This window comes from Zhongshania aliphaticivorans, from assembly GCF_001586255.1.
Classification (GTDB): Bacteria; Pseudomonadota; Gammaproteobacteria; order Pseudomonadales; family Spongiibacteraceae; genus Spongiibacter; species Spongiibacter aliphaticivorans.
The window spans coordinates 3,383,933-3,410,033 of sequence record NZ_CP014544.1; the positions used below are offsets into that span (position 1 = coordinate 3,383,933).

Here is a 26,101-nt window from a genome sequence, read left to right on the forward strand (position 1 = left end):
ATACAACCACTGCTAATGGCGTTATAGCAGCGAAAAAAGCCGTCAGCATGTAACAACTGGAATAATAATTTTGTATACGAATTAACAATATACTAGGAATAAGCTCGCGACAAATCTGTTGAAGAGGCGGCGACCAATTCCCGCGGTTCATTTTCTACCAAGGCATTGGGACGACCGTGGCCGACATCGTAGAATGGGCGGCGACGGGCGCCGATTTCGCAATAATCTCGACGCCAGCCTGACTAGCGTCCCTTATTATAATTACTCAGACATCTTCGGCAGCGTGTGTTCGCTCGCCTCGCGACAATTTGTGTAGCCCAAGCGCCCAGCTAATTCTGCGCTCAAAGCCTGAATGAGTTCAGCTTGTGATGGCGGCGCAATATCGCGCTGACGCCGAATATCGCTCACTTCCATACCCTGATGACCACAGGGATTAATGCGTAAAAACACACTTAAATCCATATCGATATTTAGGCTCAAACCATGGAAGGTTGAGCCTCGGCGCACCCGTAAACCCAGCTGAGCAATTTTGGCGCCACTGTCCAAATATACCCCAGGCGCATCGGCACGGGGATGCGCAGCAATGCCCAGCTTAGCCAATACCGCGACGATACTGGTTTCAATGGCCGTGACTAAATCGCGAATACCAATACCTAAGCGCCGCAGGTCAACTAACACATAGCCCACCAGCTGGCCGGGGCCGTGATATGTTACTTGCCCGCCGCGATCCACCTGTACCACCGGAATATCACCCGGCATCAAAATATGTTCGGCTTTGCCCGCCTGGCCCTGCGTAAATACCGCGTCGTGTTCTAAAAACCACAGCTCATCAGGGCTATTCCCGTCACGAATATCAGTGTACTGCTGCATTGCACGCCACACTGGCTCGTACGACTGACGACCAAGTTTGCGTACATATATTGTTTCAGGGCGGCTCATTACAAAACCATTTTCACAATACCGGTCGCTTTTAAGTCCGCAAAAATACGGTCTAGCTGGGGCTTGCCCGTAGCGGTAATTGTAACGGTAACCGACACAAAGCGCCCCTCACTGCTGGCACGCTCGGTGATAATGCTTTCGTCAAAATCACCGGCGTGGATGCGCATAACTTCGATTACGCGCTCGCGCAGCTCGGCGCCACCGTTGCCTATGACCTTGATCGGGTAGGCGCAGGGAAATTCTAATAACGGGGGGTGTTCACTCATAAGGCCATCCGCGCCGCTGGGCGGCGCATTACTCATTCTATTAAACTGCGTGGGCGATTTAAGACACCAAATTTAGGAAGAACAACACAATGCTATCCCACAGGCGCTTGAAAATACCGCCCTCTTCTACTGCCTCAAGTGCCACCAAGGGTACACGTACCTTTTCAGCGCCGTCTAAGCTCACGACCAGCTCACCGTATTCTTCATCGGCGGCAATTGGCGCAGTCAGTACTTCGTCAACAATCAGCTGAGCGTCAAGGGCTTCACTCTTGCCCCGCGGTATGGTCATATAAACATCTTTCTGCACACCGAGAATGACGGTGTCGCTGTCACCCTTCCACACTTTACTACGAGTCAGCTCACTGCCAGCGGCATAGAGGTGGTGTGTTTCAAAATAGCGGAAACCGTAAGACAGTAATTTTTGCGTTTCACGCTCTCTAGCACGCTCACCACTGGCACCCATCACGACAGAAATCAAACGCATGCCATCACGCTTGGCTGAGGTCACCAAACAGTATCCCGCTTCCGCCGTATGGCCGGTTTTTAGACCATCAACACTCGGGTCACTCCACAGCAAACCGTTTCTGTTACTCTGACGAATTCCGTTAAAAATAAACTCTTTTTCGCTATACAGCGCATATTCTTGGGGAAAACCAATAATCGCCTTGGCAAGCAATGCCAAGTCTCGCGCCGACGTATAATGCTCTGGATCTGGCAGACCATGGGAGTTCACGAAATGACTATTGCTCATACCGAGCATACCCGCGTGCTGATTCATGATCCCCGCGAACGCATCTTCACTGCCGGCCACATGCTCCGCTACCGCGACACTGGCGTCGTTGCCGGAGGAAATCACCACACCTTTGTGTAGATCATGGAGCGCGACTTGCTTGCCAACCTCAATCCACATCAACGATGAACCATTAAATATCGGATTTTGTGCCCACGCATTTTTACTAATGGTGACCATATCGTCGTTGCTAACTTCACCGCGCTCCAACTCATATGACAACACATAGCTGGTCATCAACTTGGTCAAACTCGCTGGCGGTACACGCTCATCCGCATTATGTTCAATGAGCACCTGGCCACTATTCGCATCCATGAGCAAATACGCCGACGCCGCCACACTCGGCGCCGCCGGAATAAGGTTCGCCTGGGACAAGGCACTGGAGGACACCAATACGCTCGCTGCAAATGCCAAAAATCGTTGTTTAAACATAATTCCCTTTTCTACTTTCGTTAACAATTTAGGAGTCATTGGTCTCAACCACCAAATGGGGTTCTCCCGACCAACGCTGCTTTAGTACTTTTTTGGCGGCTTGAGCCGAGGAATAGTCAACAAACGGGCCAACCCGCACGCGATGCAAATCATTGCCGCGTTTGCCACTGCCACTGGCAATCAACACGGGATAGCCTAATCCAGCGCTTAAATTGCGCTGTAATTCTGTTGCCGAAGACAGCTGTTTAAATGCGCCAACCTGCAAATAATACCGAGTCGCCTCTGTGCCGCTGACCACGTGGCTATTATCCGTGTCTATGATCTCAATTTCCACCGGTGCGGTACCCTGGTCAGAAAACCCCAGTTTTACCGCTGCCGCATAAGACAAATCCATGATGCGATCTGAGTGGAAGGGGCCACGATCATTGACCCGCACAACGGCGGTGCGGCCGTTGCGCAAATTAGTTACTTTGACATACACCGGTATCGGCAGTGTGCGGTGGGCCGCACTCATGTCATAAAGACTATAGGTTTCGCCATTCGAGGTCGCATGGCCGTCAAACTTAGTGCCATACCACGAGGCGATACCTCGCTCTTTATAGCGACGGTGATCGGCAAGCAAAGTATATTCCTTGCCGTTCACCACATAGGGGCTAGTATTACCCGACGCCCTTATTGGTTCGTGCCGAGGCGTGGCATCGACAATGGTCGCCGGATCGAGACGAACCAACGGCGCACCATCGTGCTGCTGTTGGTAGCGGCCGTGATTAGTGGGCTTTGGTGTTGCCGACACGGGCGTTTTCGAGCTGCTATCTGGCACCTGACTTAATGGCGCACAGGCCGCCAGTAGTAGGAGCATCGCAAAGGCAAAAACAAAGCGCAAACTCAAGATCCAGCTACCCCATTCACCTTGGCCTCAATCAATTGACTGAGTTGATAGGCGGCCATCGCATACATCGCACTATGGTTATAACGCGTAATGACGTAAAAGTTTTTCAAGCCAATCCAGTACTCATCACCCTCGTCGCCGTCGAGCTTCATCGCGGTGGCTTTCAGCTCGGGCGGCAATGCGCGATCACTACCAATGCCCGCCTTACTAAGCTCCAAAACGGTTTTCGTCGGCTTGAGACCCGCGTTAAACAAACTGGTATCGGCATTTTCCTTCAAAACCGCACCACTGACCACAGGCTCGCCCGCACGCCAGCCGTGACGTTTGAAATAATTAGCCACGCTGCCAATCGCATCCACAGGGTTGTTTACAATATCAATTTTGCCGTCGCCATCAAAATCGACGGCATAGGCGCGGTAGCTGCTCGGTATAAACTGGCCAAAGCCCATGGCCCCAGCATACGAGCCCTTGAGATCAAAGGGATCAAAGCTCTGCTCTCGCACCATCAACATATATTCCTCGAGCTGACCAAGGAAAAAGCTACTGCGACGCGGGAAGTCAAACCCCAGAGTGGCCAAGGCATCAACCACGCGGTAACTGCCTTTATTACGGCCGTACCGAGTCTCTACCCCAATAATGCCGACGATCATTGAGGCCGGCACGCCATATTCGCGCTCCGCGCGCGCTAAAGTAGCGCGGTGCTCTCGCCAAAACTCAGCGCCTTGATCGACTCTGGAGTCTTGAATAAATATTTTGCGGTAACGACCCCAAGTCATCACCGACTCCGCCGGACGTGACATTGCGTCTAAAATAGACTGCTTTGGCTCGGCCTGCTTAAGCACACCGATCACCCAATCACGGTCAAAATTATGCTTTTCGACCATGGTCTTAATAAACGCCTCGGAACCAGGATGAGCGCTATAATCGGCAATACTTGGGCTGGCGAGTAACAGCGCAGTGGCCACACCGCCGCACAACTGCTTTATCTTCGTTGTTAATTTATATTGGTTTTTCACAGTAAATCCTATTATTACTGGTGTACTAAACGCTCATCGGCGCAAATACCCATCAAAATCCCAAACCCCACTAATAGAGTCACCAGTGAAGTACCGCCTTGACTCACCAACGGTAGGGGTACACCCACCACTGGCAGCAAACCCGAGACCATGCCCATGTTCACAAAGACATAGACAAAGAAAGTGAGAATAATACTCCCGCCTAATAAGCGGCCGAAGCATTGTTTTGCCTGGCTAGCAATCCACAGACCGCGACTAACGATCAAGCCATAGAGTAACAATAACAGCAATACCCCACGCAGGCCGAATTCCTCAGCAAGTACCGCGATAATAAAATCGGTGTGACTTTCTGGCAAAAAGTCCAAATGCGACTGGGTACCCAGCAGCCAGCCCTTGCCCTCAAAGCCGCCGGAGCCTATCGCGGTTTTTGACTGAATGATATTCCAACCCGCGCCAAGCTTATCACTTTCGGGGTTGAGCATCGTCAGAATGCGCTGGCGCTGGTAGTCGTGGAGCACAAACTCCCACATTGGGTAAGCCATCATCGCCAGCAGGCCCAAGCAAGAAAATATAAAACCCCAGCTAATACCGGCTAAAAACAGCACAAAAATGCCCGAGGTTGCGATCAAAATCGACGTGCCCAAATCAGGCTGAATAACGATCAACCCAGTTGGAATTAGTATCAAAACCAAACTGATAAAGGTGTGGCGAAAACTCGGCGGCAGCGGATGGGTCGACAAATACCACGCGACGGCCATCGGCATCACCAATTTGGCAATCTCTGAAGGCTGAAAACGAAAACCACCAATGGCTAGCCAGCGCTGGGCACCCTTGGCCCCCACACCGACGAAATCCACCGCCAATAACAACATAACACAGCCAATATAGGCGAAAGGCGCCCAGCGCTGTAGCTGCTCAGGGTGGAGCTGGGCGACCAGCAGCATCACCACAAAGGCGACTGATAAGTAGCGCCCCTGGCGTATTACCGTGTCCATGCTGCCATCACTGGCACTGTATAGCACACCGAGACCAACGCCACTCAATATCAACAACAAAAGCAATAACGGAATATCAATACGCAAACGCTGACTGATGCTGCGCTGACTACTAATACTGCGGTTACTGCCGGGGAGCTGGCGTACAAAATCTGAATTATTCATCTACCCATACCTCAGGCGTGATATCCATTGGCGTTGGTCCAGTTTTCGGTTCGCCGACCAAAAAAGCCTCAAATACTTTTCGTGCCGCAGGGCCTGCAACGCTGCCGCCGTGCTCACCATTTTCAATAATCACCGACACGGCTATTTTAGGGTCCTCCGCTGGAGCAAAGGCCACAAATAAAGCGTGATCCCAATTACGCTTATGAAGCGTACTGGAGTCGTATTTTTCACCGGCCGCGATACCAACAACCTGTGCAGTACCGGTTTTCGCCGCCATCCGATACGTCAACCCGGCTTTTAAGCCCCTCGCAGTACCCTGGGGGCCAGCCACCACCTGTTCCATCCCCTGGGTGATGGCGTCCCAATAAACATCGGGCACATCATCCATTCGACCTAGCAGCGGCGCAAGAACCTTTTCACCGTCAACCGACGCCAACAAGCGCGGAGCGCGCAACTCACCCCGCGACGCGATAACCGATGTCGCCACCGCCAATTGCAGCGGCGTAGCGAGCATAAAGCCCTGGCCAATGCCGACGCTAATGGTCTCACCTGGATACCAGTGACTATTGCGGACCTCTTCCTTCCACGCCCGTGATGGCAATAAACCACTGCGCTCATTGGTATTATCAATACCAGTGGGCACACCCAGACCAAAGCGCGCGCCAAAATCGTGAAGTCGATCAATCCCCAATCGGTACGCCAACTCATAAAAATAGACGTCGCAGGATTGCACAATGGCCTGCTCTAAATTCACCGAATAGCCGTGACCACCCCGCTTCCAATCTCGGTAACGGCGGCTGTCGTTGGGTAGCGTAAACCAACCCGGATCCGCAATACGCGTGGCTGTCGTCACCATGCCATACTGTAAACCCGCCAGGCCCCAAATCGGCTTAATGGTCGATGCCGGAGGATACTGCCCTTGTAAGGCGCGGTTATAGAGGGGGAGGTCTGGGTCATTTTGCAGGGCGTTGTAATCGGCGCTGCTAATACCGTTAACAAATAAATTGGCGTCATAGCTCGGGGTGCTCACCATCGCGATAATCCCCCCCGTGCTTGGGTCCATTGCCACTATCGCGCCGCGCTGACCCTTTAGCGCATCGAAGGCAACCTGCTGAACATAGGCGTCAACACTGAGATGAATATCGCCACCCGGCTGGGGGTCATGGCGCTCTAAAACCCGCAATATACGGCCGTGGGCATTACTCTCAACGTTTTGATAGCCTACTGTGCCGTGCAGCAACTCTTCGTAATACTTTTCCAGACCAATTTTACCGATATGGTGGGTGCCGCTGTAATTAACGGGGTCGATCTCGTCAAGCTCACGCTCGCTGATCCGCCCAACATAACCCAGCACATGCGCAAATAGCTCGCCGTGGGGATAGTGCCGCACCAATTGCGCGTCAATTTCCACTCCGGGAATGCGGTAGCGATTAACTGCAATCTTGGCAATTTCCTCTTCGCTAACGCGAAATTTCAGCGGCACTGCTTCATAGGGTCTGCGCCGACTCAAGCGCTTGCGAAACTGCTCAATATCCTCGTCGGCAAGGGGAATTAGCTCACCGATAATAGCCAAGGTTTCATCCAGCGACGCAAGGCGCTCCTTAACGACGGTTAAGGTATAGCTGGGAATATTTTCAGCCAATAACACGCCATTGCGATCAAAAATCAAACCGCGCTTAGGTGCGATGGGCAACAGCTGAATACGATTGCGATCAGAGTGGGTTTTGTAAATATTGTAATCGGCGATTTGTAACTGCCCATAACGGGCAATCAAAATCGATATCATTGTCACTACGAATATAATGGAAATCGCCACCCGATGGCGGTAAACCCGGCGTTCATAGTGCGTGTTTTTAAGCTGTTGGCGCCTAGTCATGACACAGTCATCAGCGGTGGTAGGGATGGTTATTATTAATTGTCCACGCCCGGTAGAGCTGCTCGGCAAACAATACCCTAACCAGTGGATGAGGCAGGGTCATGGCTGACAGCGACCATTTTTGCTTAGCTAAAGCCAAACACGCCGGACTGAGACCGTCGGGGCCACCAACCAAAATGCTGATATTGTCGCCGTCCATTTGCCAGTTTGCCAAGGCCTCAGCCAAGCTTTCTGTACTGACGGCCTTACCCAATACATCGAGGGCAATAACACGATCACCAGCGGAAATCGCCGCCGTCATCGCGTCGCCTTCCTGGGCAATAGCGCGGCGAATATCGGTATTCTTGCCCCGCTTAGGCAGGGGCAATTCTTTAATATCAAACTGTATCTCGGCGGGCAGGCGCTTGCGGTATTCCGCAACCCCCTCCTCGACCCAAGCCGGCATTTTAGTGCCTATGCAGATTAAACTAACTCTCATCAGTTCCCGGCTCTGGCACTTGCCACAGGCGCTCAAGATCATAAAACAAGCGAGCTTCTGGCAACATCACGTGCACTACCACATCGCCTAAATCGACCAAAACCCATTCACCGGTATCTTGGCCTTCCATGCCGATCGGCACCACATTCTGCTTTTTGGTCTCAACCCATACATTGTCTGCCAAGGATTTTACATGACGATTCGAAGTGCCACTGCACACCACCATATAGTCAGTAACGCCACTCATGCCACGCACATCTAGGGTCACAATATCTCGGCCTTTTACATCGTCAAGGGCTTTCTGCACCAGCTTTTGGAGTTGTTCAGCGTTCATCAAACGGGTATTCCTATGTATTTCACTGTGTATATAAACCGTGTTCAGCGATATAGTCCGCGACAACGTCGGGAACAAGGTAACGAATTGACCTCCCAGAGGCCAGGCGCTGGCGGATATCAGTAGCCGAGATCGGCAACTGAATCAAACCTGTGTCATAAAACCCACCGGCACTGTGCGCTGTCAGTGCCGATGCTGAGCCAAGCTTGCGATCAACCACAAAATTCGCCACCTGCGCATCCATTGCTAAAGGATGTGCGGCGCGATGCAAAACCAATACATTAGCCAAACGAAACAGCGACGGCCAATCTCGCCAGCGCTGCAACTGATTAAACGCGTCACTGCCCATAATCACCGTAATCGATACCTCGGTGCCGCGTTCAGCACGTAACTCCCGCAAGGTATCAACGGTATACGACGGGGTTTCCCGCAATAATTCACGTCCGTCGACAGCCAAACCCGGCTCCCCGGCGACGGCAGCGCTAACCATCGCCAAGCGCTGGGCGCTATCGGCACCGGGCTGCCCCCGCAATGGCGGTCGATGACTCGGCAATAACGCCAACTCATCAACACCCAATGCCTCTTTAATTTCTATCGCCGACCGCAGATGACCGTGATGAATGGGATCAAAAGTGCCACCAAAAATCGCCAGCGATTCAATAGCCTTATGCGAATCGGTCATTTAACGACGAATATGGCCATCGCCGAGTACCACGTACTTCTGCGAGGTCAAACCTTCCAGCCCTACTGGGCCACGAGCATGTATTTTGTCGGTGGAAATACCAATTTCCGCGCCCAAACCATATTCAAAACCGTCGGCAAACCGAGTCGAGGCATTAATCATTACCGAGCTAGAATCCACTTCGCGCAAAAAGCGGCGGCCAGTGGTGTAATTTTCAGTCACGATGGATTCGGTATGAGCAGAGCTGTAACGGGCGATATGATCCATAGCCTCATCGACATCAGCCACCACTTTAATAGACAGTATTGCGGCCAAATACTCTGTACCCCAATCCTCCTCGCTAGCCTCTACCGCCCCCATCAAAATCTGCCGGGTGCGCGGGCAGCCGCGCAGCTCAACGCCCTTTGCCAACAATGCATCGGCAATGGCGGGCAGCAACTCTTCAGCACGACTCTCGGCTATCAACAAGGTTTCCATGGTATTGCAGGTACCATAGCGATGGGTTTTGGCGTTCACTGCAATTGCCAACGCTTTTTCAGCATCGGCGGCGTCATCAATATAAACATGACAAATGCCATCGAGGTGCTTAATCACGGTTACCGTGGCGTCTCGGGCAATACGCTCTATTAAGCCCTTGCCGCCTCGGGGCACAACCACGTCAACATACTCGGGCATGGTAATCAATTCACCGACCGCCGCGCGATCCGTGGTTTCCAGTACCTGAACAGCATGCTCAGGCAGGCCAGCCGCCACTAGGCCTTCGCGAATACACGCAGCGAGAGCTTGATTTGAGTGAATCGCTTCAGAGCCGCCACGCAGAATCGCCGCATTCCCTGACTTTAGGCACAAACTGGCTGCCTCAACGGTCACATTGGGGCGAGACTCATAAATAATGCCAATAACGCCCAACGGCACCCGCATTTTACCAACCTGAATACCACTGGGCCGGTAGTTTAAATCAGTGATGGCGCCAACCGGGTCAGCCAGCGCTGCAACTTGAGTCAAGCCTTCAATAATACCGGCAATACCAGCGGCATTGAGCGCCAAACGATCCAGCAATGCCGCGTCGAGACCAGAGGCCTCACCCGCCGCAACGTCTTTGGCATTGGCGGCAAGAATATCGTCGCGCCTAGCGTCTACTGCCGCAGCGATCGCCAGCAGGGCGCGATTTTTAACACCGGTATCAGCCGCTGCCACCAGCCGCGCAGCAAGCCGCGCCTGACGCCCCAGCTGATTCATATACTGCTTAATATCCATGAGCCTTCTAATCCTCTCACCTACGCGCTATCGCGAAGGTCAATACCTGCTAATTCCCACATAATAGGAGAACGAAAAATGACCGCTAGTATAACGGATTGGAAAAGGACTCACTATCGACAATATGTACAGAGTGCCGTCGGCTAGCTTTACTAGCTCGACAGCGCATCCAAAATATCGTGAAGGGCATCTAAACGTGCCAGAGGCGCGTCGATACCAAGAATTTGGTAAGCGTCGGCGGCGGGCAATGGCAGCAATTGCGCCAAACTGTTGGCCAAAGCACCCGCTGTCTCCACATTTAGCTGCATTCCTAAACGCTGAACATGGGGGTGGTCGCCCAACTGCTGCAACAATTCATGTAACTCAGTACTGCGCGACGGCAACGCGACATCTTCCTGCTCGGTCAGCCAGCTGACCTCGCCTATATACAGACCAGTATCGTCCTGACGAGCCGACGCCAACTGAAAGCGACGACCGCCCTCAACCACAACCCCCAACAAGCCATCTGGGAGTTGGTCCCAGTCCGCAATATGCGCTTCAGTGCCGATTTGAGCCAAGGTCGCCTGCCGCTCTCCCGGCTTAAGCACCTCAGCGCCACCCTCGGCCAACCAAACAACACCAAAGCTCTGCTGATTGCGCATGGTATCGCGAATCAAGTCCAGGTAACGACGTTCAAAAATCCGCAAGCCCATGCGACCACCGGGCAGCAACACCGTGCTTAAGGGAAATAGCGGTAGCTCTGCTACCGCGCTCGAACCTAAGTCAGACATTCTTATCCGCAGCCTTTTCTATGGCTATTTCAGGGCCTAGAGGTTTAATCACCAACAGCAGCTTTGGCAGCAACAACATGGCGCCCAGCAATGCCGCCAGCATCGCCAAGCCGGTTAACAAGCCAAAATAAATACTTGGCGTAAAATTAGACAAGGCCAGAATCGAGAAACCAAAAATAATAATACTGGAGGTGTAATACATTGCCTTACCAATACTGGCGTGACAGCGGTACATGGTTGCCAAGTAATTGCGGTCAGTCGGAAATTCTTGCTTAAAGCGATGCACATAGTGAATGGTGTTATCCACACCAATACCCACGGTGATCGCCGCAATGGTGATCGTCATCATGTCCAGCGGAATACCCGCCAAACCCATGCCGCCCAATACCGCGCCAGCCGCCAATAAATTGGGCGCCAAGGCAATAAGCGCCAGGCTCAATGAGCGGAACAACACCATAAACATGGCCAGTATGGCTACAAATACCGCGCTCAAGGTCATAATCTGCGAGGTAAACAGGCTTTGCAGCATATTATTGTATAAAACTAACATACCGGTTAAGTGCACTTGCTCCGGCGCAAAGCCCAACTCATTCACCAAATGATCTTCAATATCAATCAATAGCTGATTGCGATTCAGGGTGCGACTGGTTTCTTTAACCCGCACGCTGATGCGCACTTGATCGACTTCTGCCGACATATAGGGATCAATCAAAATGGACGAAATCGACTCCGGCAATGAGCGCTGAGCAAGCGCCAATTGCAGGTCGTCGACATTACCCATAATAATCTGCATCAATTCATAAAAGGTCGACAGCGACAGCACCTTGCCGGTCTCTGGCAAACCATCAACATAATCGTGTACAGATTGAATTCGCTGCAAGCCGGCAACGGTGAACCACTCGCTCTGCGCAGCACCTGCGTCACCAAAATCACCGCCGAAATCATCGGCAAAGTCATTGGCGAAATCGTTACTGAAATCGTCAAAATCATCGCCGCCGCTATTTACAGCCTTCTCGGCGACGGGGTCTTCCTTAGGCAGGTCCAAAATAATATCGAGAGGAATAGTGCCCCCCAACTCAGCGTCAATCGTCTCCATACCCTGATAAATTTCAGTGGTATCGTGGAAGTAGTCAATAAAGCGGTTTTCGACTTTGAGCTGAGTAATGCCCCACACACTCAGCAGCAAGAGCCCTGTAGACACCACGACCACTGTGCGCCCAAAGCGCTCGGTAGCCACGGCAAAATACCGCGTAAATGCCGCGCTATCATCCGAGCTGCCCTTTTCATTGCGGCGCTTCATGAGCATCATTGCGCAGGGCATAACAATAAAGGTCAACACCAGTGCCGACACCACACCAATAGTCATCATCCAACCAAAATCAATTACCGGACGAATACCGCTAACCACCAAGGAGGCAAACGCCACCAAGGTCGTTAACGTGGTGTACAAACACGGCATGGCCATAATCGCGGTGGTTTGCGAGACCAGGCTAAATTGATCCGCCTCTGGCTGAGCAGCAGAATACTCTCGGTAACGCACCACAAGATGGATGGTGACCGACAAGGTAATAATCAGCAGCAAAGCCACGAAATTCGCAGAGATAACCGTGAGTCGCCAGTCGAGAAAACTCAGCAGACCCAGCATAAAGACCACATTCAATACACAGGTCGACAGAGGGATTAACACCCAGCGCAGACTACGGAAAATCACCGTCAACAACACCACAATAAACAGCAGTATGCCAGCGCCAAACACCCGCAAATCGCTTTTAACAAAGGCGATCATATCCACCGCGATCATCGGGACGCCGCCGAGAAACACCGTGGCATCGCCGCGATAATCCTTAACAATGTCCCGCGCCAAGGCAACTAACTTAGCCTGCCGCTCGTGGGCCTCGGCCGTGTAATCTGCAAAGGTTTTTTCTAAGTCATCCAACGCTGCCTGTTCGTCAGCGCTAATGGTTTCCGCCGCAGCCTTGACGCGCAGCGCGTCGCGTTGATTTAGCAGTTCATAATAACGCTCGTCGCGCTGAATATTGACCTGAATTGCAGTGGTGCTGCCGTCGGTACTGGTCAGTAAAGATTTGTAAATCGGACTGGTCGCAAGCTCTTCGCGGACCATGTCCATATCAATACCCGGCGTACGCAGGGTCGGAATCTCTCCCGCCGTGACCTGACTCAGCGACACCCGCGGACTCTCCAGTAAAGGCACGTCCAGTATCGAGGTTACATTAGAGACATTAGGCAATTCCGCCAGACGGTCACGCAGTTCGCCAAGCGTCTGCAACTGCTCTGGGGCAAACAAATCGGCCTGCGGTTGATACGTCACCAACAGGAAATCTTCAGAACCGTAGCGCTTACTTATATCACGGTAATAGGCCAGCGACTCGTCGCCCTCTAGTACCAAGGCATCAGCGGAAGCGTCGAGCTGCAAGGTAGGAATATAGCTTCCCAACCAGCCGACTATGGCGAGCAATATCGCCAAAACCCAAAATGCATTACGCAGTATTACGCGTTGGTAAATCGACAGCAGCATTCCACTCATATTTAACCCTTAAGCTTGGTTAGTCGCCTCGCAGGCGCGTCCGATTTTTAAAACCTTATTCTTTATTCGCCCCAGCGCGGCACTAATTCCTGCGCCACGCCAAGGTGATCCAAAATTCTCGCCACCACAAAATCAATCACATCAGCCACGCTTTGGGGCTTGCGGTAGAAACCAGGCGACGCAGGCATCACCGTCGCCCCCATTTGCGTCAGACTGAGCATATGCTGCAAATGAATCGCCGATAAGGGCATTTCTCTGGGCACCAAAATCAATTGGCGGCGCTCTTTGAGCGCGACATCGGCGGCGCGTTCAATTAAATTATTACTTGCTCCACAGGCAATGGCAGACAGCGTACCGGTACTGGCCGGGCACACCACCATGGCGCTCGGCGCACCGCTGCCAGAAGCCACTGACGCCATCCAGTCTTCAGGGCCATGCACCTTAAGTTGTTCCGGCGTACATTGAAAGCGCTCGCACAAATAGCGCGACAACGCCGCAGGCTTGGCCGGCAGGGTCTCCTCGGTTTCGGTCGCCACAACTAATAGCGCCGCCTTGGAAATCATAAAATGTACCTCGCAGCCCGCTGCCAACAGACATTCCAGCAGCCGCAAACCATATTGCGCGCCAGAGGCGCCAGTCATCGCCAGCGTAACCGATTTCATTGCGACGCCTCCCAGCGCTTGCGCAGCGCCTTTATCAAGCGCTGATGTACACCACCAAAGCCGCCGTTACTCATAATCACCACGTGATCTCCTGCCTTTAAGCTAGCACTGAGTTCGGCAATGGTTTGCTCAAGATCCACGCTCAACCGCGCCGGTGTTGCGCTGTCCGCAATCACTGAGTCTAAGGACCAATTTAAGCCTGGTGGCTGATACCAAATCACTTCGTCTGCATATGCTACTGCAGGCGCCAAGCGATCTTTATAGATACCCATACGCATGGTATTGGAGCGCGGTTCTATCAAGGCAATAATTCTTCCCTCTGCCACCCGTCCCCGCAGGCCCTGCAAGGTTGTCGCAATCGCCGTGGGGTGGTGAGCAAAATCATCGTACACGGTAATCCCCGCCACCGTGGCAAGCACCTCCATACGCCGCTTAACACCCTGAAACTGGCATAAGGCGTCAATACCATCTTTAGGTTGAACACCAATATGGTGAGCGGCGGCCAAGGTCACCAGCGCATTATTGACATTGTGAGCGCCGGTGTGCGCCCAGTTCACCCGCCCTTGGACTAAGCCTTTATAAAGTACGTCGAACTGAGAAAAATCATCGCTGAGCACCTTAGCCTGCCAGTCTGCTGCCCGCCCCTTCTCGCTACTAACGCGCTCCACTTCACTCCAGCACCCCATATCCAGCACATCATCCAAAGCGCTCTCACCGGACGGAATAACAATACGGCCAATGGCGGGCACAGTACGAACCAAATGATGGAACTGGCGCTGAATTGCCGCCAAGTCCGGGAAAATGTCGGCGTGATCAAATTCTAAATTATTCAAAATAGCGGTGTAGGGACGGTAATGGACGAATTTTGAGCGCTTATCAAAAAAGGCGCTATCGTATTCATCGGCCTCAATCACGAAGAAGTCAGTCTGACCAAGGCGCGCCGACAAACCAAAATCGGCGGGAACACCACCAATTAAGAATCCCGGCTGAAAGCCGCAATCTTCCAGCACCCAGGCCAACATACTGCTGGTGGTGGTTTTACCGTGGGTACCGGCGCAGGCCAGCACCCAGCGACTTTGCAGCACATTGTCACTCAGCCATTGAGGGCCGGAGGTGTAGGGAATACCGCGATTTAATACATGTTCAACCGCCGGGTTACCCCGCGACATGGCGTTGCCAATAATCACCAAGTCTGGCTCGGGCGTTAGATGTGCCGCCTCATAGCCTTCCATCAAGGTAATACCTTGAGATTCCAGCTGGATACTCATGGGCGGGTAAACATTGGCATCGGAGCCGGTCACGGTGTGGCCAAGCTCGCGGGCGAGAATGGCTAAGCCACCCATAAAGGTGCCGCAAATTCCCAAAATATGAAGGTGCATAGATAAAAACGCCACACAGAAAAGTCTGTGTGGCATGGTATCACTGCTATCGCGCCAGCTCTACGCCAGCGCATCGCATTGCGTGATTAGGCATTAACGTTTAGAAGTTAGCGCTCAAGGTCAGCCATACTTTCTCTGTGTCCGTTAAGCTCAGACCACCGCCGTTAAAGGCCGTGCTGTCTCCGGCACTATAGCTGGCATAGCGCAGTTCCGCAGAATATGGCCCCCAACTTTTGGTAACCATAGCGCCAAGTTCAGAACCTAAGTCGCTATCACCGGCGGCATTATTCTGCTCAGACTCAAAGCTGTGGTAGGCCAACAACCAATTCACACCCAGTGCCGCGCCACCAACAGTGAAGTAGGTGTCGTTAATACCTTCGCTGATATTACCCAAACCCTTGTTTAGGAACATATCGGTCCAACCTTGGAATTTAAACAAGGTCGCCAACGGCGTGATAAAGAAGCCATCTTTGTCAGCACCAAGCGCTTCATAGCCAAGACCTAAGGTCAGCGGCGCGAGTTTATAGCTAGCCTCAACCAACATATAGTCTGAGCTGTAGTCGGCGGGATTATTACCCGCGCTTTCTTGGCTCGCGTACTCAACATTATAGGCAAGATCACCCGCCTTACCCTGCCAGCGGATACCGTAGGTATCGGTATCCATACGCTTAAAACCGGCTAAATTATCATCGGTCTCAAGCAAATAGGCATAGCCGGTTACCGTACCGGCAGGCAGGGTGTAGCTGGCGTTCAATAGATGAGAATCCATTTCGGTGTCGCCCACCGCACTGGCTTCGCCAAATATCCGGTTTACATTGGCAATATGGGCGTAATTAAGTTTCAGGTTTTCGACACTGCTATTCGCCGCAGTAAACGCGTCGTAGGTCTGCTCGTTTTGACGCCAGCCAACGTGTCCAACAAAACGGTGATTGTCATAGGTCAGGCGCTGACGACCATATTTAAATTCGCTATTCCAATTGCTATAGCCAATAAAGGCTTGGTTAACTTCACTACCTACCGGATCGGCTATCAGCGATTCAGAAACCTGCCCATTCACGCTGTCGTTGGAATCACCGGCAAAATTGCTGACGTCGTCAAATTCAACAAAGCCACTAAAGCCCTTAAAGGCATCAGTTTTATAATTTACGCGGGTTTTTAGGGTAAGCGCGTCACCTGTTTTATTACCACCGGCGGCCACATCCTCGGCAACCGATTCGTAACGCAGACGCAAGTTCAAATGGGCCTCGCCCTGACTAAGCGCTTCGGTAATAGATTCTGCCGCAAACGTAGTTTGCGCTGCTGCAGCGAATAAACCGAGAGAAACAGCCGAGGATAATGATTTCTTTTTCAACATAATGTGTCTCATTAAGATAAATGTTTGTTAGGCAGATGCACACCGCAAACAATACTTGTCCCAATCAATTTGCGATGACTAGGATTTAGCAAACAACGAGCCACAATAAAAATTGAGCAGAAATTAATTTATAAACACTTTAAAATCATGGCATTACAAAAATAATCAACTATCACCACCTCCTCTTCGCCCCAAACACGAGCACAATAAATTTTAAATATTACTGCAACAATTCCAATTTGGAGCCAAAACGCACCAATTAATACCACCCAGAAAATTGCGCTATTTTTGTGCCGCACCATAAAGAAGCAAGTCGACACAGCGCTTGCTCGGCAAATAAAGTCCGATTGTAAAAATACGAAAGTGGAAATTAGCCGAGCAATATCAGCGTAGACACCAGCGGAAAAAACTTGTCACTAGAATACAAACAACGCGCCTAAGGCAAAGACACCCAACGGCAAACGCAGCAATGCCACTTCCATTATGAGTAAGTGGCATATGCTTATATTGATATCTTAAGATTAGGTATTCACACGTTGCTAAGCAACATAGAAAAAAATCAATAAATTTAGGCGAAAGAAACGCACTGATTAATCAGCTAGATTTATCGTGGTGACCAAGACGCTAGGCTTATAGACAGCGAACCGAGCTTGCGTTTTTTACGGCATATAACTAATAGGGTAGTTAGGATAGGTAAAAGCCGGAACTGCCTTCGCCTCAAACTTCAACATACTCACGCGCTGCAAAAGTTTTTCTTTTAAATCAGAATTAAAAAAGCTAGATGAAACTATTTTACAATCACTCACCGAACCGTCCGGCTGTATGGTAAGACTAACCACCACCGTGCCAGCGTGAATGCTAGAGTCTTTGCGAGCGGCCCGATTAAAAATGCTATAGAAAGCCGTTTTACTGCGATCAAACGCTAGTTGAATTTCCTCCAAGCTCCGCGACGGTTTTATACTGCTAGGCTCGCCACCGCGATTATTGGTAGCCGCCGACCGCGACGGAATCGCAAGCAGCTGCTCTGTACTGTGCTGCCCCACGCCGGTACTAGCTTGCTGGCCACTAACGCTGCGCAGACCAATGTCACCATGACCAGCACTACTTTTACTTGCCGAGAGCTGCTTGGCGCTAAGGTCGATAGACTCCTTGCTGACTGCACCTCGGTCGCGCAGGTTTTGCTCGGCAACAAGCACCTTATCGCTGTTGTCGCGCAACTGCGCTAACTGCTGACTAAAAGCCATAACGCCCGCCTGCATTGCGGCTGCCTTTGCCGCCGCCTGCCGCCGCGTGGCTGCGGCGGCAGCATCCTGCTCGCGCTGTTTCATATTCACCGTCTTGGTTGGTGGCGCCACAACAGGCGCTGGCGCAAGTGGTTCTGGTTTTAATGCTTGGACGATGGTAGTCGGCTTTGGCTGCGGCTTAGCAACTGCCGGTTTTGCTAACGGTTTTGGCGTGGGTACCGGCAGCAGTTCTAAAGCATAATTCACTGTCGGCTTTACCGCCGTGAGCTCAGGGGCTTCAACGACCCAAAAAGGCAAGGCAAGTAAAAACACCAACAGCAGGCTAATAACATGACCGAGAATTCGCTTAAAATGCCGATCTGCGGCAAACATAATTCCCCAGTAATCGGCACCCAAGACGGAATGCCCACTCAGGCCTTGGCTCGATAAAAGTGGCCCCGAGATCACTGTGTTCATGCCCCGCCTCCCTGAGTAATTTCCCGCACGGCAAGCGACACTCGTTCAAAATTCGCATCAACGCAGGTCGCTAAAATCTTTTTAAGCAGCCGATACGGTATGTCTCGGTCGGCAACAATATTCACGTCACCGGCACCGGGCGACTGCGCTGCGTCTAACTCCGTGGCGCCAGCAACACCCTCTGCACGCGCTAATGGCCGCAGCGCCGCCGCTAGTAAGCCGAGGACGCGCTGCTCCGACTGGAGCGCTGCCTCAACACTCATTATTGGCTGCTCATCGAGCAAGATAGCTGTGGCGCTCACCGCGACGGTAACCGTGCGCTGGGCCTTTTCGGTGGCAATGGAGCTGGGCAATATTAAATTCTGATACTCGGGAATAACCTCAACCACCAGGGCGTTAACCAATAAGTAAAAAACTAAGATGGCAAAGATATCAATTAACGAGACCACATTAATCGCAACGTCACGGCCACCAAGTTTAATTTTTCGATTTAGCTTTCGCTCCTGGCGGCGGCTCATGGCGACACGCCCGACTCAGCACTAGCACTGCCCGGCGCAACATCTCCCATTGAAATCACTGGAAACAAGGCTGTGCTGCCATCCACACTAACACTGCCTACCGGGTACTCTCTACTGCTATCCATTACCGCAACGATGTCGGCGTAGGCAATGTCTTCTGCAATCAACAGGCTTAGTTTTGTTTCACTGGGATGCGTGCTTTTTATGTCAATGAGTACCTGCGCGAGTCCTGCAGTGTCGTAGCCGGAATCACGCTTAGGCAATTTCTTTTGCACACCGTCGCTATTGGAAATCTCCAAATAATCTTCAAACAAACTTACCGCTAAATCGAGGCTAGGCGTCTCGCTCACCTGAGGCGAAGGCGACACCGACGGCAAGCTCAATTTCAGCGCGTGTAGCTTACTGGCAGAAACCGATGAGCCAACCAAGAGGAAAAATACCAGCACCGCAAACACATCAATCATCGACACAATATTCAGCTCGCCGTCGGCTCGCTGACGCAGGCGCCGTTTTAAACGACGTAAGCGCCGCGAGCTGCGCGGCCCCTCGTCAAAATCTGGCTCAATACCAAACATGGCGCTCATGATTACCCCTCAGTGTTGCAGTGATTTACTGCGACTAAGCGCGGTGACAAATCGCGAGCAAGCAGACTCCAGGGTGTCGACTAGCTCCCCGGCCTGACTTTGCAAATAGGCGTGGGCAAATAGCGAGGGAATCGCCACCATCAAACCAAATGCTGTGCAGCTCATCGCCTCAGAAATACCCGCCGACAGCAAATTGGCTTTTTCCACGGGATCGGCATTGCCCAGTGCAGCAAAGGCGCCAATCAAACCCAGCACCGTGCCGAGCAGCCCCAGCAAGGTGGCTGCATTTGCAAACGTCGCGAGGTAATGGGTACGGCGCTCAATGACGGGCAACAACGCCATCAAACCATCTTCGGTGGCGATCTCCACATCGCTGCGGCGACTATCAATACGAGCTTGCTCTAAACCACAATTCAAAATATGGGCGACCGCCAGCTTTGAACTGCCAATCAAGTTCTCCGCCTCGCCAAGTTTACCGGCACTTAACATGGGCCACACTTTTGCCCAAAACCGCCGATTATCCCTGAGAGATTTATTCAAGAAGATAAAGCGTTCAATACTGATGGCAACAGCAAAGGCAAGCACCAGAGCAATTGGGTACATGAAATGACCGCCATTGTTAAAAAACACGACGAACGTCGATAAGGCTTCCATAATTATTCCTCAAAAATGTAATGTCTAATGAGCCTGAAGATAGCTTCTGCGCTACCAGTTATTCGACTGCAAACGCCAGTAGCGATAAGCGCGGTGGGCCTGCTGCCATTCGGCGTAACGCTGAAATTCGTCGGCGTTAATGGGCTTGGGGCTCTCGTCAATTAACTGCGGCGGCCGATCGATATCACTCACCGGCTCCTCCCCCCAAGGCATTAGATACAGTCCCACCGCTGCCTCATCGTCACCGCGAATCGTCACGCCCATCTCTTGCTCGGCAGCGGCAGGCAGCGCCGCGCCTAGCACCAATGCCACTGTTAAAATTTGCATACCCCTCATCTGCTCACCTGCGACACATTCGCCGCAACATAATCGCTTGCGGACTCCAGATTATGAATCCATGCACTGACCAGCATATTGTCACCGCCGGTTAACTCCTGATATCGGCGATAGTGCTCAAGTGCTTGGCTACCGCGTTTAAACACCGTTTCGTAAAGAATGCCCAGGTTTAAATGAGCCGGAGCGTAATCACCACGAACAGCCAAGGCCTTGTTATACCAATCTAAAGCACCATTAAAATTTCCACTTTTGCTGGTAACAAAACCCATCCAATTTAACGCGGTGACATTTTTCGCGTCTCGCTGCAGCGCAGCCAAAAAGTACTTGGCCGCCGACTCATGTTGCTGCTGGCGCGCCGCGAGTATCCCTAAATTTGTCAGCGGCCCGGTGGCGCGGGGATAACGCTCACTCAATGCTAAAAATGCTTGTATGGCGCTTTCGCTATCACCACTTTTCATTAGCGCTAGTGCATTATCGAATTCGCTCGAAACGGATCTAGAACCTGACTGACTCGATCTGCTTGGCGGCGGCCCGGCACTGCACGCAGCCACCGTAGCGATTATGAGTAGCACCGCAAAAATCCTAATTAAGCGAGTCATAGCTATTCTCCAATTCAGGCTGTTTGCCATATTTAGCGGGGGCGAGTTCGGCCAAGGCCACAAGGCTCTTGCGCATACCGGCGGTCCACACGCCCTCGCGAACCCGCGCCAGATTGGTTTCAAAGGCGCTAATTGCTTTCTCTTCAAATGGGTAGGCTTGTTCTTCCAAAAGCATGGTGTATTCCGCAAGGACATCACCGTGTAATTCACGGGGTACTTCCGATTTCATTAGGGCGGCCGCGAAGTGACGATAAAGCTCGCCCAATTCGTGACCAGCAATAGTCGTAATATCAGCGAAGCCGTAGGCCGCTGCGCGGGCCAAGCTGTCGATGGCGGTTTGCATAGCGCGTTGACGCCGAGGCAAGCTGTTGGCGATAGGCAGCTTCAGCTCAACACTATTGGCACGCTTTACATCGACCATCGCCAATTGCAAACTGGCATCGGCGGCGAGTAGTTGCGATGCGGCAAGCGGCATCTCCGCAGCCTGATCCGCAGCGATAATTTCACGCAAATAATTCAAATGTTCGACGCTATTGGCCGCTGCCATCGTCGCCAAACGCTGACGAAACTGTTGAGCCTCCAACAGTGGCGCCGGAAATTGCGCAATATAATTTCTTATCGCAGTGCGTGCTGCCTCCGTCTGACCCGCTGAATCATAAAGCCTTGCTGCCAGTGCACTGGCCTGACGACGAGTTTCAAACGCCTCGTCACCGCGCTTGGCAATTTGAGCGTAAACCCCGGCGGCAAGTACCGGTTGCCCCGATTTCTGATAGGTTTCGGCAAGCAACTTCTCGCCCTCCGCCGCCATAGCATGGCGCGGGAATGCACCTAGAAAATCCTGCAGTACACTGGCCGCTTCACGCCAGTTTTGACTCGCATAAAACTGCCCCGCCGCATCGAAACTGGCATTGGCCCGTAATTCCGCTGTTGGACTTAACTGCGCGGCGCGCATAAATAAATCTGCCGCCAAAACATTGTCACCGGCATCTCTCGCCACTTCCGCACGACGATATACCGATACCGACAAACGGTCTGCCGCCATTTTTTGCAGCGCCGACTCAGTATCGAGCATTGGCAATAGCTTGCTGTAGTAAATCTCAGCTTGTGCATAATTGTCTTGGGCGAAATAGGCGTCAGCAGTCACACTTAGTGCCTTTTTCGTCAGGCTCGACGTTGGCAAGGGCGCACCTGCCAACAGTGGCACACACAGCGCAAGGACTTCGTCATAGCGCTTTAGCGCGTACAAGTCCTCGGCGCTAGCCAGCAGTATGCGGCTGCGCTCCGGGTGCTGGGGAAATACGCTAGCCAATTGTGCGCTGGCGGCAATTACCGCTTGCTGGGCGGCATCGCGCTCTTGCGCTGGTGCGACCGCCAGCCATGCTCGATATGCTTTTACCGCCGCCAACGCCGCATCCCCAGCCTTGTCATCCGCGGGCAAATCGTAGGCTACTAAGGTGTATTGCCGAGCGGCGGCATTGAGCTCGCCCGCATCAAATAGCGCGTCGGCATAGCGCATGCTTGTAGTCGCAAATGCCGGGTCATTGGGGAACATGCCGAGCATTTCGCGGTAGGCTGCCGCCACCGCGACAAAACGTGCTTGGCGTAAATTGGCTTCGTTGTCCGGCGTCTGCTGTGCCTCGGCATGGCGAAAACGCAACACTTCAGCCATATAATCTCGAATTAAATCTAACTTGGCTGGGGCTATATCTGCTCCGGCCGCCGCGACGATGTCATTCGCATAACGCTTGATATAAGCCTCTTGAGCAGCAATCATTAAGGCGGTAAATCCACCTTGTTTATAGGCCGAAATCGCTTTTTCACTGTAGCTAATGGCTAAGTCATGCTGAGGGTTTGCACTCGCAAAATCGTCAAATACGCTCGCCGCATCGGTGTAACGTTGCTTAGCCAAGAGGAGCTCGCCGAGACTGCTATATACCAAAGGAGAGAATTGCTTGCCGGGGAGTGACGCAAAATAGGTGTTAATATTATGCCCTTCAGGCTTAGCGGCCAGCGCCAAACACAGCCCTCGCAAACTGTCAGTCAATAATTCCGCCTTCGCTGCCGGTGCCCGCGCCGTTAACTCCGCCACGCTGCGCACCTCTCGACGAGGCTTCAATTGCATCAGAATCGCCGTAAAAGCATCGACGGCTAACTCAGGGCGACCAAGCTGATACTGGCTCCAGCCGTATTTATATTGCGCCATCTGCAAGTAAGGCATGGCAGCATCTTGGGTGATTAATTTACCGTACTGGGCCGCAGCCTCGGCATAGCGCTTGCGCAAATAAAGCATTTCGGCGGACCGAAACAAGGCGTCATTTGCACGAGAAGACTGGGGAAAGTCCTCTGCTAAGCCCCGCAAGGTATCAATCGCAAGCTCCGCGCGACCCGACAATTCGTAGCCTCGTGCCAACTGATATATCACATGATCTTTATTTGGGTAGTCGGGAAATTCAAGCAGAAGATCGCGATAAAGCCCGATGGCCAACGCGACCTCCTCCGCATTGATATCGAGACCTTGCCCCGCGGACTCAATACGCAAATCTGCGGAGCGACGCATTGCCTCAGCCCGCACACCGGGCGCTGAATCGAGCGTTAATATACGTTGGTAATGGTTTAAGGCCGCAGCCTCAACGCGCTGACTCTCAGCGTCAATGTCGGCTATTTTCTTGGGAGGCAGTTTTTCCATGAACAAGCGATCAGGCCCCTGACCATTCCGCTCTAGCATTCCACCAATGGTTTGCGACTCGCCACTTGGCTTTACGCTCTGCTGACAAGCGCTAAGCAGAGTACCGACGAGCAATAGCGTCGCGACAACCGGCAGGCCTCGGTGTTTTGATTGATACGTTGTGACGACTGTCATCGCATCATCTCCCCATCCCATACCACGCCGCTTAACTTGCGCCGGGTATTCTCATGGTTCCTTGCCAAGGCAAAGTTGGCCTCTGCTAAATACATTTCCGTACGCCGGTGATGACGATCTATTTCAGCCAGCGCCTCGCGGTCTAATAGCGCTGCCTGTCTTGCGATACTCGCCGTCAAGCGTGGCAACAAGGCTTTAGGCTTAGCGTCAAGCCCTCCGCCATCCATCACGACTAAGGCGTCAGCCTGATATGTATCGAGTAAATTGCGAATGCGTACTAATTGCCGATACTCACTCAGTGCATCGTGAAAGTCGGCGCTATCAAGCAGTAAATCGAGGTAAGCATCTTTATCGTCGTATAGCGCCGACAGCCAAATGTCCCAACCACTGCGGCCGCGCTGATCAGCGAGGTCAATCGCTGCGCGCAATCCGCCATGTTGGATATCAGCGCTTGCGCCACGCAAGCTCTGCAATGCCGCTTGCAAGCGCTCGCTTGCCGCGACGTAATAGCGTTCAGCCCGTTGTGCCTGCCCCGCCCAATGAGACATCACATAGGGCAAGATCAACAAACCTTCCTGTACGGCGGGATCTAGTGGGTCGCGATTTACCAACTCCATCCACGGCACCATCGCCGCCTGCAAATCCTCTTCCTTACCGCCAGAAGCGACCGCCCACGCTCGTCGAAACGGTGTATGTCGCCGTGCCCACGCTATTTCATCCTCTGAGCCTGACCACAAATAAGGGGTAGCGGTCGCTATTGCCTGGGAAGCATGGTCATCGCTCGCGACCAACGGCGCAGCCTGACTCTGTCGCGGACTCAGCAAAGCCCAGCCAAGGCCAACCAGCGCCTTATTAGCATAGGGACTCAAGCGTCGCACTTGACTGAAATAATTTACTGACTGCTCACTGTCGCCCTGCTTTAAAAAATGATAACCCAGCGCCAAATTAACTTTATCGCGAAGGAGTAACTCATCCGCCGCAAGCAACTCCCCTTCGCTCAGCACGGCGAGTAGGGCGACACCTTCGGCATATTTTCCTTGCTGAATGAGGGCGGCGCCGGTATTGAAATGACTAAACATACTACTGGGCTTGGATTCCTCACTTAGCCGATCAAGCTCGACAAGGCCCCGTAAGCTCACCGGAATATCCGCTAAGCCCAAGTCGCGAGCACTGCGACTTAAGGCGAGTTTTACTTGTTCAGAAAATTGCCCCGCACTGACACCACTCTTTATCATCACCATTGCATCAGCGAGGGCGTCGAAAGAAAAATGCCGTTTGGCATCGAAGTAAATTGATCTGAAACTGGGATGACTATCGCCACTACTCACGCTATTTTCGGGGCCACGATCATGCAATTGAATCGCGACTTTATCTTGCCATTTCATCCAGCCGCCGCGAATCAGCTCTAATTCCCACTGGGTATTTTCCGTAATCGAAATCGTTTTTTCGAAGCGCGGGTATAAGCGCTCGGCGTGGGGGCCCGCGCCCACTTCTGTCACGGCAAATTTAACACTTATCGTATGATTTTCTTTGGGTAGCGCCAATTTACTTAAAAGATGTAAGCCACCGTCGAGCAAGGTTTGGGCTTCCAACTCACTGTAGCTATAACGTGCCGTTTCGCGACCATCAACACTTAGCTTTACCGACTGAATAGCAAAACGGTCATCTCTATTGGCGATATACAAAGCGATGGTGGGCATTTGACTTTGCGATCGCGCTTCAGCCAATTTTAAATCACTCAATACAGTTAATGCCTCAGCCTTTAAACTGGCACCATCACTTGCATTCACCACTGCCGAGAGCAGAAGCAAAACACTGTAAAGCGCGCATTTAATTACACCAAGCAATGGAATTTTCACAAAGCACACCGACGTATTTCCAGTCTTTTACCGAACCGTGCAGAACCTAAAGTACTGCACTCCCTTGTTCACCAACGTGTTCAAGTTAGTAATAGCAAAAGCCGCGCCAACGGTATGAAAATTATTTGCGCACTGACGAATTTGCTAAGGCTTTCGATAGAA

At 52.2% G+C, this 26,101-nt stretch carries 24 protein-coding genes; all 24 read right to left on the reverse strand.

Annotated elements, in window-relative coordinates; translation table 11 throughout:
* Window positions 1–261: 261 nt before the first annotated feature.
* A complete protein-coding gene (gene lipB, locus AZF00_RS15015) occupies window positions 262–939 on the reverse strand; it encodes a lipoyl(octanoyl) transferase LipB (RefSeq protein WP_008251725.1) in 678 nt (225 codons plus the stop codon).
* On the reverse strand, window positions 939–1,205 hold the full coding sequence (locus tag AZF00_RS15020) for an HP0495 family protein (RefSeq protein WP_040804171.1): 267 nt from the start codon (window positions 1,203–1,205) through the stop codon (window positions 939–941). The genes lipB and AZF00_RS15020 overlap by 1 nt, the downstream gene beginning before the upstream one ends.
* 58 nt (window positions 1,206–1,263) lie before the next feature.
* Window positions 1,264–2,427: a D-alanyl-D-alanine carboxypeptidase family protein gene (locus AZF00_RS15025; RefSeq protein ID WP_008251728.1), complete on the reverse strand. Its 1,164-nt coding sequence runs from the start codon at window positions 2,425–2,427 to the stop codon at window positions 1,264–1,266.
* A gap of 28 nt (window positions 2,428–2,455) precedes the next feature.
* Window positions 2,456–3,316, reverse strand: coding sequence for a septal ring lytic transglycosylase RlpA family protein (locus AZF00_RS15030; protein WP_008251729.1), 861 nt, complete (start codon window positions 3,314–3,316; stop codon window positions 2,456–2,458).
* Window positions 3,313–4,332: a lytic murein transglycosylase B gene (mltB, locus tag AZF00_RS15035; RefSeq protein WP_008251730.1), complete on the reverse strand. Its 1,020-nt coding sequence runs from the start codon at window positions 4,330–4,332 to the stop codon at window positions 3,313–3,315. The genes AZF00_RS15030 and mltB overlap by 4 nt, the downstream gene beginning before the upstream one ends.
* 14 nt (window positions 4,333–4,346) lie before the next feature.
* On the reverse strand, window positions 4,347–5,492 hold the full coding sequence (gene rodA / locus AZF00_RS15040) for a rod shape-determining protein RodA (protein WP_008251731.1): 1,146 nt from the start codon (window positions 5,490–5,492) through the stop codon (window positions 4,347–4,349).
* The gene (gene mrdA, locus AZF00_RS15045; RefSeq protein ID WP_008251732.1) at window positions 5,485–7,368 is read right to left on the reverse strand and encodes a penicillin-binding protein 2; all 1,884 of its coding nucleotides are present in this window, start codon (window positions 7,366–7,368) and stop codon (window positions 5,485–5,487) included. Before mrdA ends, rodA begins: the two co-directional genes overlap by 8 nt.
* A gap of 10 nt (window positions 7,369–7,378) precedes the next feature.
* A complete protein-coding gene (gene rlmH / locus AZF00_RS15050; protein ID WP_008251735.1) occupies window positions 7,379–7,846 on the reverse strand; it encodes a 23S rRNA (pseudouridine(1915)-N(3))-methyltransferase RlmH in 468 nt (155 codons plus the stop codon).
* Window positions 7,836–8,180, reverse strand: a complete 345-nt coding sequence (gene rsfS / locus AZF00_RS15055) for a ribosome silencing factor (protein WP_008251736.1) — start codon at window positions 8,178–8,180, stop codon at window positions 7,836–7,838. Before rsfS ends, rlmH begins: the two co-directional genes overlap by 11 nt.
* A 22-nt stretch (window positions 8,181–8,202) precedes the next feature.
* The gene (nadD, locus tag AZF00_RS15060) at window positions 8,203–8,862 is read right to left on the reverse strand and encodes a nicotinate-nucleotide adenylyltransferase (protein ID WP_008251737.1); all 660 of its coding nucleotides are present in this window, start codon (window positions 8,860–8,862) and stop codon (window positions 8,203–8,205) included.
* Window positions 8,863–10,119 carry a glutamate-5-semialdehyde dehydrogenase gene (locus tag AZF00_RS15065; protein WP_008251738.1) on the reverse strand — a complete coding sequence of 419 codons (1,257 nt, stop codon included), beginning with the start codon at window positions 10,117–10,119 and terminating at the stop codon, window positions 8,863–8,865.
* Between the two features lie 152 nt (window positions 10,120–10,271).
* Window positions 10,272–10,889, reverse strand: a complete 618-nt coding sequence (locus AZF00_RS15070; RefSeq protein WP_008251739.1) for an LON peptidase substrate-binding domain-containing protein — start codon at window positions 10,887–10,889, stop codon at window positions 10,272–10,274.
* Window positions 10,882–13,434, reverse strand: a complete 2,553-nt coding sequence (locus AZF00_RS15075) for an efflux RND transporter permease subunit (RefSeq protein ID WP_008251740.1) — start codon at window positions 13,432–13,434, stop codon at window positions 10,882–10,884. Before AZF00_RS15075 ends, AZF00_RS15070 begins: the two co-directional genes overlap by 8 nt.
* Before the next feature lie 62 nt (window positions 13,435–13,496).
* Window positions 13,497–14,096: a flavin prenyltransferase UbiX gene (locus AZF00_RS15080; RefSeq protein WP_008251741.1), complete on the reverse strand. Its 600-nt coding sequence runs from the start codon at window positions 14,094–14,096 to the stop codon at window positions 13,497–13,499.
* Window positions 14,093–15,475, reverse strand: coding sequence for a UDP-N-acetylmuramate:L-alanyl-gamma-D-glutamyl-meso-diaminopimelate ligase (gene mpl, locus AZF00_RS15085; RefSeq protein WP_008251742.1), 1,383 nt, complete (start codon window positions 15,473–15,475; stop codon window positions 14,093–14,095). The genes AZF00_RS15080 and mpl overlap by 4 nt, the downstream gene beginning before the upstream one ends.
* A 100-nt stretch (window positions 15,476–15,575) precedes the next feature.
* Window positions 15,576–16,829: an alginate export family protein gene (locus AZF00_RS15090; protein WP_008251743.1), complete on the reverse strand. Its 1,254-nt coding sequence runs from the start codon at window positions 16,827–16,829 to the stop codon at window positions 15,576–15,578.
* 659 nt (window positions 16,830–17,488) lie between these two features.
* Window positions 17,489–18,529, reverse strand: a complete 1,041-nt coding sequence (locus tag AZF00_RS15095) for a TonB family protein (protein ID WP_008251744.1) — start codon at window positions 18,527–18,529, stop codon at window positions 17,489–17,491.
* A complete protein-coding gene (locus AZF00_RS15100; protein ID WP_008251745.1) occupies window positions 18,526–19,047 on the reverse strand; it encodes an ExbD/TolR family protein in 522 nt (173 codons plus the stop codon). The genes AZF00_RS15095 and AZF00_RS15100 overlap by 4 nt, the downstream gene beginning before the upstream one ends.
* Window positions 19,044–19,631, reverse strand: coding sequence for an ExbD/TolR family protein (locus tag AZF00_RS15105; RefSeq protein WP_008251746.1), 588 nt, complete (start codon window positions 19,629–19,631; stop codon window positions 19,044–19,046). Before AZF00_RS15105 ends, AZF00_RS15100 begins: the two co-directional genes overlap by 4 nt.
* A gap of 9 nt (window positions 19,632–19,640) precedes the next feature.
* A complete protein-coding gene (locus AZF00_RS15110) occupies window positions 19,641–20,285 on the reverse strand; it encodes a MotA/TolQ/ExbB proton channel family protein (RefSeq protein ID WP_008251762.1) in 645 nt (214 codons plus the stop codon).
* A 51-nt stretch (window positions 20,286–20,336) separates the two neighbouring features.
* Window positions 20,337–20,612, reverse strand: coding sequence for a hypothetical protein (locus AZF00_RS15115; protein WP_143829465.1), 276 nt, complete (start codon window positions 20,610–20,612; stop codon window positions 20,337–20,339).
* A 5-nt stretch (window positions 20,613–20,617) separates the two neighbouring features.
* A complete protein-coding gene (locus tag AZF00_RS15120) occupies window positions 20,618–21,220 on the reverse strand; it encodes a tetratricopeptide repeat protein (RefSeq protein WP_008251765.1) in 603 nt (200 codons plus the stop codon).
* Window positions 21,204–24,080, reverse strand: a complete 2,877-nt coding sequence (locus AZF00_RS15125; RefSeq protein WP_008251766.1) for a tetratricopeptide repeat protein — start codon at window positions 24,078–24,080, stop codon at window positions 21,204–21,206. Before AZF00_RS15125 ends, AZF00_RS15120 begins: the two co-directional genes overlap by 17 nt.
* A complete protein-coding gene (locus AZF00_RS15130; RefSeq protein ID WP_156474869.1) occupies window positions 24,077–25,939 on the reverse strand; it encodes a hypothetical protein in 1,863 nt (620 codons plus the stop codon). Before AZF00_RS15130 ends, AZF00_RS15125 begins: the two co-directional genes overlap by 4 nt.
* Between the last annotated feature and the right edge of the window lie 162 nt (window positions 25,940–26,101).